12 protein-coding genes are annotated in these 15,402 nt (G+C 63.1%); 3 read left to right on the top strand and 9 right to left on the bottom strand.

What is annotated here, in order from left to right; genetic code table 11:
- Positions 1-72: 72 nt before the first annotated feature.
- Positions 73-462, bottom strand: coding sequence for a DoxX family protein (locus ACTIFE_RS11975; protein WP_439529386.1), 390 nt, complete (start codon positions 460-462; stop codon positions 73-75).
- 143 nt (positions 463-605) lie between these two features.
- Positions 606-1,502, bottom strand: a complete 897-nt coding sequence (locus tag ACTIFE_RS11970; RefSeq protein ID WP_439529385.1) for a LysR family transcriptional regulator ArgP — start codon at positions 1,500-1,502, stop codon at positions 606-608.
- Between the two features lie 92 nt (positions 1,503-1,594).
- On the opposite strand from ACTIFE_RS11970, the gene ACTIFE_RS11965 reads away from it, so the two are divergent.
- Entirely contained in the window at positions 1,595-2,194 is a 600-nt protein-coding gene (locus tag ACTIFE_RS11965) for a LysE/ArgO family amino acid transporter (protein ID WP_439529384.1), read from the top strand.
- A 41-nt stretch (positions 2,195-2,235) separates the two neighbouring features.
- Here the strand turns inward: ACTIFE_RS11965 and ACTIFE_RS11960 are convergent, their stop codons facing one another.
- The 5 genes from ACTIFE_RS11960 to ACTIFE_RS11940 form a co-directional block, all read right to left on the bottom strand.
- Positions 2,236-3,729 (bottom strand): MFS transporter, encoded by a 1,494-nt coding sequence (locus ACTIFE_RS11960; protein ID WP_439529383.1) that lies wholly within the window; start codon positions 3,727-3,729, stop codon positions 2,236-2,238.
- A gap of 117 nt (positions 3,730-3,846) precedes the next feature.
- Entirely contained in the window at positions 3,847-5,304 is a 1,458-nt protein-coding gene (locus ACTIFE_RS11955) for a DUF930 domain-containing protein (RefSeq protein ID WP_439529382.1), read from the bottom strand.
- A gap of 429 nt (positions 5,305-5,733) precedes the next feature.
- Complete coding sequence (rpoD, locus tag ACTIFE_RS11950; protein WP_439529381.1) at positions 5,734-7,755, bottom strand: RNA polymerase sigma factor RpoD; 2,022 nt, start codon at positions 7,753-7,755, stop codon at positions 5,734-5,736.
- 457 nt (positions 7,756-8,212) lie between these two features.
- Complete coding sequence (dnaG, locus tag ACTIFE_RS11945; protein ID WP_439529380.1) at positions 8,213-10,216, bottom strand: DNA primase; 2,004 nt, start codon at positions 10,214-10,216, stop codon at positions 8,213-8,215.
- A 247-nt stretch (positions 10,217-10,463) separates the two neighbouring features.
- Positions 10,464-10,937: a GatB/YqeY domain-containing protein gene (locus ACTIFE_RS11940; RefSeq protein WP_439529379.1), complete on the bottom strand. Its 474-nt coding sequence runs from the start codon at positions 10,935-10,937 to the stop codon at positions 10,464-10,466.
- Positions 10,938-11,196: 259 nt separating this feature from the next.
- Between ACTIFE_RS11940 and carA the strand changes: the two genes are divergently transcribed.
- A complete protein-coding gene (gene carA / locus ACTIFE_RS11935) occupies positions 11,197-12,387 on the top strand; it encodes a glutamine-hydrolyzing carbamoyl-phosphate synthase small subunit (RefSeq protein ID WP_439529378.1) in 1,191 nt (396 codons plus the stop codon).
- A 141-nt stretch (positions 12,388-12,528) separates the two neighbouring features.
- Here carA and ACTIFE_RS11930 read toward each other — a convergent pair whose 3' ends face one another.
- Positions 12,529-12,972, bottom strand: a complete 444-nt coding sequence (locus tag ACTIFE_RS11930; protein WP_439529377.1) for a MerR family transcriptional regulator — start codon at positions 12,970-12,972, stop codon at positions 12,529-12,531.
- Between the two features lie 692 nt (positions 12,973-13,664).
- The gene (locus ACTIFE_RS11925) at positions 13,665-14,726 is read right to left on the bottom strand and encodes a helix-turn-helix domain-containing protein (RefSeq protein WP_439529376.1); all 1,062 of its coding nucleotides are present in this window, start codon (positions 14,724-14,726) and stop codon (positions 13,665-13,667) included.
- A 293-nt stretch (positions 14,727-15,019) separates the two neighbouring features.
- On the opposite strand from ACTIFE_RS11925, the gene ACTIFE_RS11920 reads away from it, so the two are divergent.
- Positions 15,020-15,322: a helix-turn-helix domain-containing protein gene (locus ACTIFE_RS11920; protein WP_439529375.1), complete on the top strand. Its 303-nt coding sequence runs from the start codon at positions 15,020-15,022 to the stop codon at positions 15,320-15,322.
- Positions 15,323-15,402: the final 80 nt, after the last annotated feature.

Genomic DNA, 15,402 nt, shown 5'->3' with positions numbered 1-15,402 from the left:
AATGCGAAGTCACGACAGGGCAAGAGGCTTCCGCGCGCAGTCCGCGCGGAAGCAGTTTCCAGGGCAGAGCGCTCAGGTGCGACCGAGCAATGCGTCAACGCTGAAGCGACCGCCACCGGCTGCCGCCAGATAAAGGAAGACAAAGCAGTACAGCACCGCCAGCTCACCGCCATTCAGGATCGGATAGAAATTCTGCGGTGCGTGGGCGAGGAAATAGGCCGCCGCCATGGTGCCCGAGGCCAGGAACGCCGCCGGCCGCGTGAACAGGCCGACCGCAATCAGCAAGCCCGTCGCCAGTTCGATCATGCCGGCAATCCCCGGCAGGGACAAAGGCGCGACACCGGAGAAATCACTGGGCGGCAAGGACAGATACTTGGTCGTCCCATGCTGAAGGAAGAGCAGGCCGGACATCAGGCGCAGGGCACTGAGCAGGCTGCTGGCGTGGCCAGAGAGAAACGTCATGGCAGTCTCCGATGTAAGAGCAGGACCGGTAGACCGGCCCAGTCTTTTTGTAGAACCGGATGACTGCAATCAGCAATAGGGCTTACACGGGCTCGCTCGCGGCCGCGTGACTGGAAGTGCAAAACCTGCCGTGCCACGCCTGTTCACGCAGTCGCATCTGCGCTCAACCGCACGGCGGCGGCCTGTCGAACGGCGCGGGTCAGCGGGACCAGCGCGGCGGCGGTTGACCGGCTGACATGCCAGTAGAGAGGAACAGACAGGCGGCGGCCCGGCACCAGTTCAACCAGCCGCCCAGCGGCCAGATGCTCGCGCACCAGGATCTCCGGGTTCATGCCCCAGCCAAGGCCGGCAAGGGCCGCATCGACAAAGGCATGGGTCGAGGCAAACCAGTGCGTTGGCGGAGACAGGGCAACGCCGAAGGTGGCTTCGATCCACTGAGTCTGCAAACGGTCCTTGGCGTTGTAGGTCATGGCCGGCGCGGCAGCGAGACTGCCGCCCGTGACGCCCTCAGCGAACCAGCGGCGCATGAAATCCGGGCTGGCCGTGGCAACATAGGTGAGCGATCCGAGAAAGAAGCAGTCGCAGCCCTGGACCGGATCGGCATCGGAGCTGACTGCGGCCCTCACCTCGCCCCGGCGCAGCCAGTCGGCGCTGTGGTCCTGATCATCGATTTTCAGGTCGAACAGCAATCCGTCGCGTGCGCCCTGCGCCATGGCGGGAATGAACCATGTGGCAAGGCTGTCGGCATTCACCGCAAGACGAAGGGTCGCCTGACTGGCACCTGCAAGCTGGAGATCGCGCGCAAGGGAGCCTTCCAGCAGCGCCACTTCCTCGGCATGGCGCAGCAGCCGCTCGCCGGCTTCCGTGGCGGCGGCCGGCTGGCCCCGCACCACAAGCACCGCACCGACGCGCTCCTCCAGCGCCTTCAGCCGCTGGGAAACGGCAGAGGGCGTTACATTGAGATGACGTGCCGCGCGATCCAGGCTGCCGCTGCGCAGGATCGCTGCCAGGGCAGCCAGATGGGATGGATCAAAGTGCATTAGCAAGTCTAATCTCAGATGAGATTTATTAGCTAGCCTAATTCTCCAGTTCACCTTAGCTGGTCCGGGCAATATCTGCCCTGGAGCCCCGCATGTTGACTGCCGCCCTGTCTGGCCTGTTTCTCGGCCTGTCGCTCATCATCGCCATCGGCGCGCAAAACGCCTTCGTCCTGCGGCAGGGTCTGCGGCGGGAGCATGTCTTCGTGGTCTGCCTGACCTGCGCGCTCAGCGACGCGTTGCTGATTTCGCTCGGCGTGTTCGCCCTTGGTGCGGTGACCGACCTGATCCCCGGCATCGAACCGGCCTTGCGCTATGGCGGGGCAGCGTTTCTTGTTGCCTATGGACTGCGCAGCGCCCGATCCGCGATGACCGGCGGCAGCGCCTTGACCTTAGGCGGTGGCGCCCGCCAGGGGCTTGGCGCAACGCTGGCCACCGCCCTCGCCTTCACCTTCCTCAACCCGCATGTCTATCTCGACACGGTGCTGCTGATCGGCTCGATCGCCAGCCAGTATCCAGGACGGGAAGCGGCCTTCGGCGCGGGAGCCGTGACCGGGTCGTTCCTGTTCTTCTTTTCGCTGGGCTATGGCGCTCGTCTGCTCGCCCCGGTCTTCGCCCGGCCCAACGCCTGGCGGGTGCTCGACGGGGTGATCGCTGTGGTGATGATCGGGCTGGCGATCAAGCTGATCTTTTGAACAAGGTCCATGACGCAGCACAACCAGCGAAGGCCTTCAGGTCAGGTCCTGTCCTGCTCTGCATCAAGTGTTTCCAGCGACACACCGTTGGTCTCGATCCGGAAGGCATAGGTGACCCAGGCACCGAGCAGCGAGGCGGCGATCAGGCCGAACAGCAGTGGGTCCTTTCCGACCGTTGCGAGCAGGGTCGGGAACAGGAACGCGGTCAGCACCGCGCCAATCTTGGCAACGGAGGCGGCAAAGCCGGCTCCAACCGCCCTGTATCGGGTCGGGAACACCTCGCCGGCGATGAGGTAAGTCTGCGCATTGGGCCCAAGATTGGTCATGAAATTGAAGATCATGAAGCCCGCAACAATCATCGGCACCTGCATTGACGGGCTGACATTGTCGCTGAGCGTCGCGATGAACAGCCCGGCGGCACAGCCGATGAAGCCGACAACCTGCAGCCGGATCCGGCCGAAGCGATCGGCCAGCAACACGGCAAACAGGATGCCGACGATCAACAGCGCATCGATCATCGCGGCCCCTTCTGCCGCCAGCAGGTCATCCTGCAGCAGATCCGCCAGATTGGCTGCATGCCCGGGCGCATGCCCCAGCGCGGTCGCCAGGATCACCGGTGTGAAGATGCCGATGCCATAGGTTCCAAGGTCCTGCAGGAACCAGGGTACAGCCGCCAGGATGGTGGCGCGCCGCGCCTTGCGATTGGAAAACAGCGCCAGCAGGACCTTGCTGCCCTTTTTCACGTCATGCGCCAGTTCCGCCGCCTTGCCGAGCAGCGGCGTCGCCTTGGGATAGGCCGGATCGCGCTTCAGCAAGCGCTGCAGGGCCTGCTCGGCCTCCTGCCGGCGGTCCTGTTCCAGAAGCCAGTGCGGGCTTTCCGGAATGAAGAACCGGCCAATGACCACCACTGTCGCGGGCAGGATGACGAGGCCATACATCCAGCGCCAGGCATCGACCTGCGGGTGATAGGTCAGGACGAAATAGGCAAGGGCGGTGCCGCAGAGCGCGCCGACAGCCTGAAAGGCAAAGGCGGCCAGCACCATCCGCCCGCGCGCTTCCGACGAAATGCTCTCGGAAATGATCAGATGCGCCGTCGGATAGTCACAGCCAAGCGCAACACCGAGCCCGAACAGGGCAATCAGCACGATGACGAAATTCGGCGCGCCGGCCAAAAGGGCCAGAAAGCCGATGAACAACAGCATCTCGATGATGAACAGGCGCCGGCGACCAAAGAGGTCCGCAAGGCCACCCAGCAAGGTCGCGCCGATCAGGATGCCGAAAAGCGTGGCAGCGCTGACCAGACCATAGCCGGTCGCATCGAGGTTGAACTCCCTTGCCATCAGCGGCAGGGCGACGCCGGTCATGAAGACGACCAGTCCCTCAAAGAACTTGCCCGCTGCCGCCAGCCCCCAGATCCGCCATTGCATCGCGGTCATGACCGCGGCCCGAACGGGCGTGCCATCCGCCCAAAGCGGCGCTTCGTCGATATAGCCCTGGACGGAGCGAGGCGTTGCGGTGACCTGACTGCTGCCCATGCGAGTCTCCTGATTCGGCCGTCTGCGGCCCCAACACAGTCGAAACATACCGATTGCGTGTATCAGAAGCATGTTGCCACAAGATGCCCCGAACCGGCACCGAAACGCCAGATCCGCCTAGTAGCTCGGGAAGCCCCGCGCCGCCCATTCGCCGCGAGGCACGGCACCGCGCACCTCGAAGGCAAAGGACTTCACCTTGGTGATGTCCTCGTCCAGCTCGCAGCGGAAGGCGACATTGTACCAGTAGCCGCCGGCGCGAAAGCCGGCCCGGTCGGTCGCCAGCACATTCCCGGTCTTCAGGCGGAACGTTGGCAGCACTTCCGGTCGATAGGCCGGAGAGGCATCGGTCAGCTGGGCGCGAAGTTCCGTCATGCACAGGACATCGGCCCGCATCTCGCGTGGCATGCCCCGCATGGCAGTCTTGGCGCGGGCATCGCCGGACAGGGTGTTCGAAAACAGCCGCCGGCTTGGTTTGAGATTGGCAAGGCTTGTCGTCGCCGTACCCGGACCGGTTCCAGGTCCGGTGCCACTCCCGGTTCCTGATCCCGCCCCCGTGCCGCGTCCTGGGCGGATCGCGCCGGGTGCGGCTTGCGGATCGGCCGACGCCACTTGCGTCTCGACGGGAGGCTTGGGACGGGGTGGCGCTGTGGCCACCAGCGGCCCCGTGAGGACGGAGGCCACCTCCGTCTCGGCCAAGGTCTCGCCAGGGGTCTCGCCAGAGGTCTCGGCAGGGGTCTCGGCAAGCTCAGGCTCACCGGGAGCGGGCGGGGCAACCTCCGGCGTTTCTCCCGCCTGCGCCACCAATGCGCCGATGTCAGACGCAAGAGGCGCAGCAGCGGGCGCACCGGCTGCAGGTTCTTCGGCGATTGGCGCGGCGGCAACTGCCGTATCTTCCACAGGCTCCGGCTCCGCAGCGAGGGGCTGACCTGCGGCAGCATCGGTTCCAGCCGGAGCTTCCGGTCCGCCATCGCCAGAGCCACCCCCGGGAAGCTCTTCCGCAGATCCTGGCGCAGGTTCTGCGGCCTCAGTGTCAGCAGCTTGCAGATTGTCCTCGGCTGCGCCGGAGGGCTCTGCGGCACTGCCGTCTGCGGCCGCCTCAGGTCCGCTGTCCTCCTCGCCGAACTCGACGACAGGAATGAGCACGGGCAAGGGCTGCAGCGGCTGGTCCTGTGCCGCAACAGGCGGGGGAGCCGGAGCCGGCTCAGGTACGGGATCAGGCTCTGAGGCCGTCTCCGGCGCTGCTTCAGGCGCTTTATCGGGCTCGGGTGCGGGTTCCGGCGCAGGCGGCGGCGTGGCTGACTGCTCGGCTTCGGGCTTCAGGTCCAGCTCCGGCTTGGCGAGCAACTCGGCCAGGTCCAGCTTCTGTTCGGGCGTTTCGGGCTCGGGCTCCGGCTCGGGCGCCGTTTCCAGCGCTGGCGGCTCGACGAGCGTCACCTCGACCACCGGCTCCCGGCTCGGCGGCAAAAGCTCGGACGGGCTGAGGAACATGGATCCGACGATCGCGACATGCAGCAGCACGGACAGCCCGATGGCTCCCCCAAACCGCGCAACACCCGTGACCCGCTCCTGTTCCATGCGCTGATGCATACTGACAAATGCGGCGAAATGGGAGCGGGAAAGGTCATGGCCGCGCGGGGGCGAGTTATCCACTGGCGGTCATCGCCGGGTTTGTGGATCCCAGCACATGCCTGAGCAACAGGGGGCTGGGATGACGGCTGAAGGGACTTGGGGATGCCCCCTTGCTCTCGTCGCTCCTGCGCAGGCAGGAGCCCAATAACCACCAGACACTGTTGTGCTGCGCAGCGCCACGACTAGCCAATGTGCGCCCCGATTACTGGGCTCCTGCCTGCGCAGGAGCGACGAGGGGCCGGAGGCTGCATGGATCCCCGCACAAGGACGGGGATGACGGCTGAGTTTGGGTGAAGTCCGGCGGCAAGAGCGCCAAACGAAAAGGCCGGTCACAGGGACCAGCCTCTTGCAATTCTGTCGTGCTTGCAAGCCGCCTCAGCTGTCCAGGAACGAGCGCAGCTTCCTCGACCGGCTCGGGTGTTTCAGCTTGCGCAGGGCCTTGGCTTCGATCTGGCGGATACGCTCGCGGGTGACCGAGAACTGCTGGCCGACTTCTTCCAGCGTGTGGTCGGTGTTCATGCCGATGCCGAAGCGCATGCGCAGCACGCGTTCTTCACGCGGGGTGAGCGAGGCGAGGACGCGGGTGGTCGTCTCGCGCAGGTTCGACTGGATGGCCGCATCGATGGGCAGGACCGCGTTCTTGTCCTCGATGAAGTCGCCGAGGTGGGAATCTTCCTCGTCGCCGATCGGAGTTTCGAGCGAGATCGGCTCCTTGGCGATCTTCAGCACCTTGCGGACCTTTTCCAGCGGCATCTGCAGCTTTTCGGCCAGCTCTTCCGGGGTCGGCTCGCGGCCGATCTCGTGCAGCATCTGGCGCGAGGTGCGGACGATCTTGTTGATCGTCTCGATCATGTGCACAGGGATGCGGATGGTGCGGGCCTGGTCGGCGATCGAACGGGTGATCGCCTGACGGATCCACCAGGTGGCATAGGTCGAGAACTTGTAGCCGCGGCGGTACTCGAACTTGTCCACGGCCTTCATCAGGCCGATGTTGCCTTCCTGGATGAGGTCGAGGAACTGCAGGCCACGGTTGGTGTATTTCTTGGCGATGGAGATCACGAGACGCAGGTTCGCCTCGACCATTTCCTTCTTGGCGATGCGCGCCTCGCGCTCGCCCTTCTGCACCATGGACACGATCTTGCGGAACTCGATGATCTCGAGGCCGGTCTCGGTTGCCAGCGTCTGGATCTCCTGCCGCAGCTCGCGGATGGTATCCTTTTCCTTACCGACAAAGTTCTTCCAGCCACGGGTGGCAAGGTTCGCCACCTTGCGCAGCCAGTTCGGGTCGAGTTCGGCGCCCTGGTACTGCTTGAGGAAGTCGGTGCGGTCGACGCCATAGCTGTCGGCCAGACGCAGCAGGCGGCCTTCGTAGCCCATCAGGCGCTTGTTGATGTCATAGAGCTGCTCGACCAGCGCATCGATGCGGTTCTGGTTTAGCGACAGGCTCTTCACATCGGTGACGAGTTCTTCCTGGATCTTCTTGTAGCGGCGCTCCTGGCTCGGCGACAGGGTCTTGTTGGCCAGCTTGTTTTCCACCAGCTGGTCCTGCAGCCGACGCAGCTTCTTGTAGCTGTCGGCAACCCGGTCGAAAGTCTCCAGAACCTGCGGCTTCAGCTCGGCTTCCATGGCGGACAGGGAAACGTTGGACTCGAACTCGTCCTCCTCCTCCTCGCCCTCTTCAGCCGGGCGCTCGCCCTCCGCACCGCTGCGCGGGGCCTCCTCGCCGGCCGGCGCGCGCTTGGGAGCACCGTCATCGTCGAGTTCAGCCTCTTCGTCCTCGCCTTCACCGACCACCGGGCCACCGCGCCCGTCGGGGCCGGCATAGGTCGCCTCAAGGTCGATGATGTCGCGCAGGAGGACCTTGCCCTCGTTCAGTTCATCGCGCCAGATGATGATGGCCTGGAACGTCAGCGGGCTTTCGCACAGGCCGGCGATCATCGCCTCGCGGCCGGCTTCGATGCGCTTGGCGATGGCAATTTCGCCCTCGCGCGACAGAAGCTCGACTGACCCCATCTCGCGCAGGTACATGCGCACCGGGTCATCGGTGCGATCGGTCGGCTCGCGGGTGGAGCTTGCCTTCGCCAGCGCCGTCGGTGCGGCAGGAACCAGTTCGCCGCCTTCTTCCGCGTCGTCGACCTGGGCTTCCTCGACCTCGTCGCTGTCGATCACATTGATGCCCATATCGGAGAGCATGGACATCGTGTCCTCGATCTGCTCCGAAGACACCTGCTCTGACGGCAACACTTCATTCAGTTCGTCGTAGGTGACATAGCCGCGCTTTTTCGCGACCTTGATCATGCGCTTGACGGCGGCATCGGAAAGGTCGAGCAGCGGGCCGTCTTGCCCCTCTGCTGCCGTTTCCTGTGCTTCTTCCGTCTGTGTTGCCTTAGCTACCATTGTCTGCTCCAGAACCGCCGCAGTGCCACGGCGTCGCGCCCGCATGTCCGAACTCGATCCGCCTCGCTGCCGCGAAATCCGCCGGGCGCGCTGCCGCTGGCGCTGCGCCCGAGGACCGGTTGATGATTCGGGTTGTAATGCCCTGTCCCTTAAGTCCCACTTAACCGTAAGGTCTGGTTGCCGAATTCCGCTCCCTGGCGGCCGGCTGACCAAACCCGTTCCCGCAAGGCCGCCGGTCAGGCGCCCCGCCGGGCCAAACATCGAGATATCGCAGCTACGTCTCGCTGAGCTGTCCGTGGTCGCATGCCATTCGGAGCCGGGTGAGCTGACTGATTCTCCCTATTTAGCTCGACGCATGTGATTCGCAAGTGTGATTCGCCGCCAGTCAATGCGATTTGCAAGAAAACACCCTGTTTCGTAAACGTAACCTGGCCCGCCTGTCGGGCAGATAGGGCCCTCAATGGGCTCCGGCAATCGCCATCGGCGGGGCCGCCCGCAGCTTCTTGGCCCGCTCGGCGAGTTCCGCCTCCTCGCGGGCGCATTCCTCGCGCCGCCGTGCCAGATCCTGCGTCAGGCCCCGGATCCGGTTCCACGCGCCCTCATCCAGCTCGACTTCCGCATTGTCCAGTTCCAGCTTCAGTTCCCGCTCCAGTGCGATCAGTTCCAGACTGTCGAGAAAATGCAGGAAGACAGCTTCGATGAAGTCGTCCGGTGGATCCTTGCGCAGCAAGGGGAACCGCTGCGCCAGTTCGGAGAAACTGCCAAGACCTGTGCCGCCGCCGCGCTCCCCGTCCGGTCCCCCATCCCGCATCACTTCGCCAAGGATCTGGTAGAACGTGTCGTCCAGGCTCTCATAGAAATCAGCCACCGACAGCTTGTCGAAATCCGTGGCAACACGGCAAATCTCGTTGCGGAAACGCGTGTGCAACGCATCAGAAAAGCCGAGCCGGGCCACACGCTCGATATGCCGGTCGAGAAGATGCGGATAACGCACGCACAAGCCGCAGATCAGCCGCTCGGTGCCGAACATCGTGCCTTTCGGCGCGGCTATGACCCGTCCGCCCGGATCGGTGGAGATAAGGGCATTGGCTGCCCCTCCCCCGCTTCCCCCGTTGCCATAGCCGGCACCGCTCCCCGAACCACCATTGGCCCCGGCGAAGCGCTTGCGCCGCGCCTGCTCGAAAAACAGGTTCGACAACTTCAGCCGCAGGTCGAGCTGGTAGCGGCGACGCACCCGCTCGTCGCGGATACCGCCGATCAGATCCTCGAAGCGTTTCTCCAGCGCCGCCTTGCGCTCGGGCGTGTCGAGATTGGCAACCGAGACCTCACGTTCCCAGATTGCTTCCGACAACGGCTGGGCCTTGGCGACCTCCTCGAGAAAGCCATCCAGCCCCCGCGCCTTGACCAGGTCGTCGGGATCCTGCCCGTCCGGAAGGAAGCAGAACTGGAAGGAATAGCCGGATTTGAGCACCGGGAAGATCCGGTCGATTGCCCTGTGTGCCGCGGAGATACCCGCCGCATCGCCGTCGAAACAAACCACCGGCTCGGGTGCCAGTTTCCACAACCGCATCACCTGTTCTTCGGTGAAAGCAGTGCCGAGGGTCGCCACCACATGGCGAATGCCCGCCTGCCACAGGGCAATGGCGTCAAGATAGCCTTCCACGACCACCGCCTGCCCGGATTTGTAGGCCGGCTCGCGTGCCCGATGCACATTGAACAGCATGTTTCCCTTGTGAAACAGCGGCGTCTCGGGCGAGTTGAGATACTTCGGCTGCCCGTCCGGATCGAGCGTGCGGCCGCCGAAGGCCACCACCCTGCCCCGGTCGTCGTGGATCGGGATCATCAGGCGGCCACGGAACCGGTCATAGGACGGACGACCGTCATCAGGCTTGATCGCAAGGCCTGCCTCGATGATCAGCGGCTCGTCCACGCCCTGCCCGGCGAGAAATTTCTTCAGGGCATCGCGTGTGTCCGGCGCAAACCCAAAGCGGAATTCGGACAAAGTGGCCGGCGCGAGCTTGCGCTTCTGCACATAGGCGCGCGCGGCCTCGCCGCGTGGACCGGCAAACTCCATCTGGAAGAACCGAGCCGCCATCTCGCAGACCTCGGCAAGGCCGGCCCGTTTCGTCTCCTGCCGCGCCGCATGCGGATCGGGAGCCGGCAATGCGACCCCGGCCTGATCGGCCAGACGTTCGACCGCTTCAGGAAAGCTCAGGCCTTCCGTATCCGTCAGAAAGCGGAAATGATCGCCGGACGCGCCGCACCCGAAGCACTTGTAGCGCCCGCGCCGGTCATCAACGTGAAAGCTGGGGCTTTTTTCCTGGTGGAAGGGACAGCAGGCCCAGAAATCGCCCTTGCCGGGCTGGGTCTTGCGCCGGTCCCAGGACACCCGCCGTCCGACAATGTCCGACAGGGACAAACGGGCCTTGATTTCATCGAGCAAGCGAGTGTCGAAGCGCATCGGTCTGCCTACCGCTCACGGCCATCGTGCCACTGCGGATGTTGTTTGAAAGGATCGCGGACACGGCAGCTGCACGGCGCCAGAGGCCGGCACCGCTCGCAGTCCCTATCATGTGACAGTGTAACATAGGAAGTCGAAGGCTCTTACAGCAAGAGATCGCTGCCGTCCAACATGCCATGAGCGTCAGAACCCCGAAGGCCGACCGCATGGCACCCTGAAACTCCCGGGGCTCAGGCTCAGGCGCGGATCACGGCTCCTGATCGGGCACCGGGCTGCGCAGCAGGTCTTTCACGAGGCATGAGGCTTGCACAAAATCCATCTGGCCGGGATAGCGCTCCTTCAGCGCCGCCATGCATCGCCCCATGTCGCGCAGCCCGGCCGCATCGATCGCCTCGATGGTCTCTGCGCAGATCCGCCGCATGTCATCATCATCCATCTGGGGCGGCAGGAACTCGCGAATGATGTCGCTTTCGTCTTCCTCCTGCTGGGCAAGATCGATCTGGCCGGCCTCCTCGAAGGCCCGGCGCGACTCCTGGCGCTGCGCCAGCATGCGGCGCAGGAAGTCATGAACCTCCTCGTCCGGCACCCCGTCGCGCCCCGTTTCGCGCGCAGCAGCTTCCCGATCCTTGATCGCCGCAAGGATCAGGCGCAGCGTTGCCGCGCGGCGCTTGTCGCCGCTTTCAAGCGCCTCCTTCAACGAGGCGCTGATGTGTTCCCGCATGACAAGTCCCCACCACGACCTGGCCCCAAGCCGGAGCCAAAATAGCCAGATTGCCGCCAGAAAGCAATGACGCCACCACCAAGCAGTTGATTTCACTGATTTTTATAAGCGGAAAGCACAGTTGACCGAGGCCGGTCCTTGGCCTACATTCCCGCTCTTGAAGCATGAGGGCTCCCGCTGGCCCCGGTTGCGCTCGCAAGGCGTGCTGACGGGCCTGCTGTGCCCGATGATGTCATCAACAACACCGAGAAAGCAAGACATGACGACCGCAGACGCGTGGGCCATTCCGCCTGCCACGGCGCTTCTGGTGCTGGCCGATGGGACAGTGATCGAAGGACAGGGCCTTGGCGCCACCGGCGAGGCCGTTGCCGAGGTGTGCTTCAACACAGCCATCACCGGCTACCAGGAAATTCTCACTGATCCGTCCTACGCCGGACAGATCGTGACTTTCACCTTCCCGCATGTCGGCAATGTCGGCGTCAACGAGGAAGACATCGAAACCATCAACATGGCCTCCGCTTCCGGCGTGCGCGGTGCCGTGCTGAAAGCGGACGTGACAAACCCGTCGAACTACCGCGCCGCCCGCCGCTTTGACGACTGGCTGAAGTCGCGTGGCATCATTGGCATTTCCGGGATCGACACCCGGGCGCTGACCGCCCGCATCCGTGACCTTGGCGTTCCGAATGCGGTGATTGCCCACCATCCGGAAGGCAAGTTCGACGTCGACGCCCTGAAGGCACAGGCTGCGGCCTGGCCCGGCCTCGAAGGCATGGATCTGGCCAAGGATGTCACCAGCGGCCAGAGCCAGTCCTGGACCCAGACCGCCTGGGTCTGGGACGAGGGCTACGGCGAACAGGGTGCAGCCGAGGCCGAGTTCAAGGTCGTGGCCATCGACTATGGCGTCAAGCGCAACATCCTGCGCCTCTTGGCAGAAGCCGGCTGCGCGGTGACTCTGGTGCCTGCGAATACGTCGGCAGACGACATTCTCGCCCTCAAGCCGGACGGCGTGTTTCTGTCGAACGGTCCCGGCGATCCGGCCGCAACCGGCGACTATGCCGTGCCCGCGATCCGCAAGCTTGTCGACAGCGGCCTGCCTGTCTTCGGCATTTGCCTCGGTCATCAGATGCTTGCCCTGGCGCTCGGCGGCAAGACCGTGAAGATGCATCAGGGCCATCACGGCGCAAACCATCCGGTGCATGACCACACCACGGGCAAGGTCGAGATCACCTCGATGAACCACGGCTTTGCTGTGGACCGCGACAGCCTGCCGGCCGATGTGGAAGAAACACATGTGTCGCTGTTTGACGGCTCCAACTGCGGCATCCGCCTGAAGGACAAGCCGGTGTTCTCGGTGCAGTATCATCCGGAAGCCTCGCCCGGTCCGCGCGACAGCCACTATCTGTTCCAGCGCTTCACCGACCTCATGCGCGCCCGCAAGACCGCGCATTAAGGCAGCGTCCTCAGCTGACAAACGAAAGCCCGGCCAAGTGCCGGGCTTTTTGTTCGCATTTCGACGAGTGCATATGGCCTGTGACCAACAAAAAAGCCCGGACCAACGGCCGGGCTTCTTTGTCATGTCGCGTCTCTGGCGTCAGGAGACGGGGATCAGCTTGTCGAGCGAATTGAGCACGTGGTCGACTTCGGCAACCTGCTCCTGCAGCAGGGCATGCTGTTCCTTCAGCATCTCCTGCTGGGCACCACAGATGGTGCGCAGTTCCTCAAGTTGCTGCCGACGCGGCGAGGTGCTCTCGACCAGCTTGATGACCCGGCGGATCTCGGTCAGGGTCAGGCCGATCTTTTTGGCCTGCAGAATGACCCGCATCCGGCCGACGTCACGGCGGGAGTAGAAGCGGCGTGCCCCCTTGCGGACGGGGTTGATCAACCCCTTTTCCTCATAGAAGCGCAGCGTGCGCAAGGTCACGGAAAACAGCTCCGACATCTCGGAGATGGCAAGAAGCTTTGTGTCGTTTTCATCGTCGATGACCGGCCCTGCGATATCAGGGACGACGACAATGTTTGTCGCTAAACTGTTCATGGTCGAGTCTTGCCCGGTGGTTGAAGCGAAGATGAACCTCGAGCCATATGTGTATCCGCTGGGTCGGTCTCCCACCTATTCCGACCCGGCGGCACTAACATGCACATATGTTACCCCCACCCGGCATTCGACTCGAGAGCACCAAGGGCGTCTCCAGCCGCGTGAGTGCGGGGGCTCGATTTGTTCAACAACCGTACTATTACACCAGTTTTTGTATTTTTCTTCTCACTTCGCGCCATTTTTTGTGCTTCACGCACAGAATTTCAAGTCGCGAAATGTTATTTCGTGGTGATCCGTCGTTTTAGCCAACATCACCTGCCCAGTTTCCGCTGCAGTTTTCGCTATTACGCCAGAATGAACAAGGAAATATATGATCAAATAGCTTTTATCGATAATTCAATAACTTTGAATACAGAACGATTCACAGAACTTACGGAAGGTTTGCCGAAAGTAGGACCCAAGAAAAAACCGCATACATATCTGTAGGACCACCTATGCATTTGCTGGCCAGCCCTGGACGGAACCTTTGGAAGGAAAATGGAAACAATCAGAAACACAAGTGGGATCGTTTTCATCGCCAATCATTTGACAAAATATCCAGCAGCATGTCGGTTTTGCGACAATACTGCATGACCAGTGCGGCAACCTGCTCCGCGGTTCAAACGTGCGCATCGGGGCTAAGCCCGCAGCGCCTACCCCTTCTCCTGGCGCCACTGGCTGGGCGCGGCACCGAACCAGCGTTTCGCGGCCCTCGTAAAATTGCCGACGGCTGCAAATCCAAGCCGGAAGGCAATTTCGGAGATCGGCAGGCCGGTGTTGCGCAGGAGATCGGTCGCGGCCTCCTTGCGGACCAGGTCATAAAGATCCTGGAAGGTCTCGCCCTGCTCTGACAGCCGCCGCTGCAGCACGCGCGGGCTCAGGCCCAGCATCCGCGCCACAGTGTCCAGGGTGAGGTCCGATTTGGCCAGGTTGGCCGCGATTTCCTCGCAAACCAGTCCGGCGACCCCCGTCACGGCCCGGCGGTCGGCTATCCGGCGCTGCGCCAGTTCCACCAGAGCCGCAAACAGGGCCGGCTCATGTTTCGGCAAGGCCCGCTCAGCCAGTTCCACCGGCAAGCTCACCCCATTCTCGGCCGCATCAAAGACGATCGACGACCCAAACACCTGTCGATGCAGCTTCAGGTCCGCAGGGCGTGGCCGGGTCAGCTGAAACTCGACCTGGCGCATGATGTCAGGCCCCAAGGCATTGCTGAGGAGCGTCGCCAGGGCCCCGGAAGTCCGGTCGACCAATTGATCCTGCAGCACGACGCGCGGTGACATGCGCCAGACAAACTCCATCCGACGCGGCCCAATCCGCGTCGCACAGTCGGTCAGGTCGATGAGGGATCGATGATATGCAGCGATTGTTTCGAGAGCGACGCGCGGTGTCGGAGCATAGCCGATGGCCAGCAGCAGGGGATGGACGGGCCCGCTGTCGGCCAACCCGCCGAATCGCAGGCCGATATAGTCGTCATTGAGCAGCTTTGCGGAGTGTTCAAGCAGATGCGCAAAGTCACCAAGGGCGAAAAAGCGGGAAAAGATCGCCGCAGTTGGTGGCAACGTAACCCCGGCTTTCCGGCTGACATCCTCGAGCGACAGGCCATGGCGGTGCAGGTGCAGCGCCAGCGCCTTCAGCACGCTGCCATGAATCTGCGCGCGATCACCGGTCTGTTCGTCGCTCCTGCGGGCCTGCCCGCCGTCTGCCTCGTCCGCCACCATCCAGTCCTGCAACTTGCTTGGAATTTTCTCGCAGCAACCGCCACACACTTCATGATGGCGGGATCTATACCGGCTTTCGCGAAGCCCGGCGATGGTAAATGAACCTTTGAAACGGTAGTCTTTCGGGTTCGTTAATGCATTGGGTCAAATTGTCTCCAATCGCTTCTGCCACTTTGCCCATCGCCGCCGGCCAATCCAATAGCTGGCAAACAATTGGGGGTTTGGTTCGTCATCTCAGCAATGCTAAGAAGAGCCAGCCAGTGCCAGGGGCACCCGCAGGACAGATGACGATGGCCGACCTGAAGAAGACACCTCGCCCGCCCATGATGACACCGGACCAGTTCCGCGACTGGCGCCGCGCCCTCGGGCTGAAGCAGAAGGAAGCAGCAGAACGTCTCGGCCTGAAGAAGCGCATGATCCAGTACTACGAGAAGGGTCATCGTGATGGCAGACCGGTGGAAATCCCCAAATCCGTGCGCCTTGCCTGCTACGCCCTGTCCCAGGGTGTCGGCGATTTCGACGGCATCAGCGCCAGCCAGGCGCTGCTTCCCCCACCGCCCGTGGACGGACAATTGCCATCAGATCTGGATTGATGCCGATCCGGGGTTTCATCTCGGCGCTCAATTGCCTATAAGGCGCACTCAGCCACCAATGTAATCCTCTTGGACGAGCC

Origin of the sequence: Pannonibacter sp. (genome assembly GCF_051860505.1) — a bacterium.
GTDB lineage: Bacteria > Pseudomonadota > Alphaproteobacteria > Rhizobiales > Stappiaceae > Pannonibacter.
This window is presented reverse-complemented; position numbering and strand designations above follow the sequence as displayed.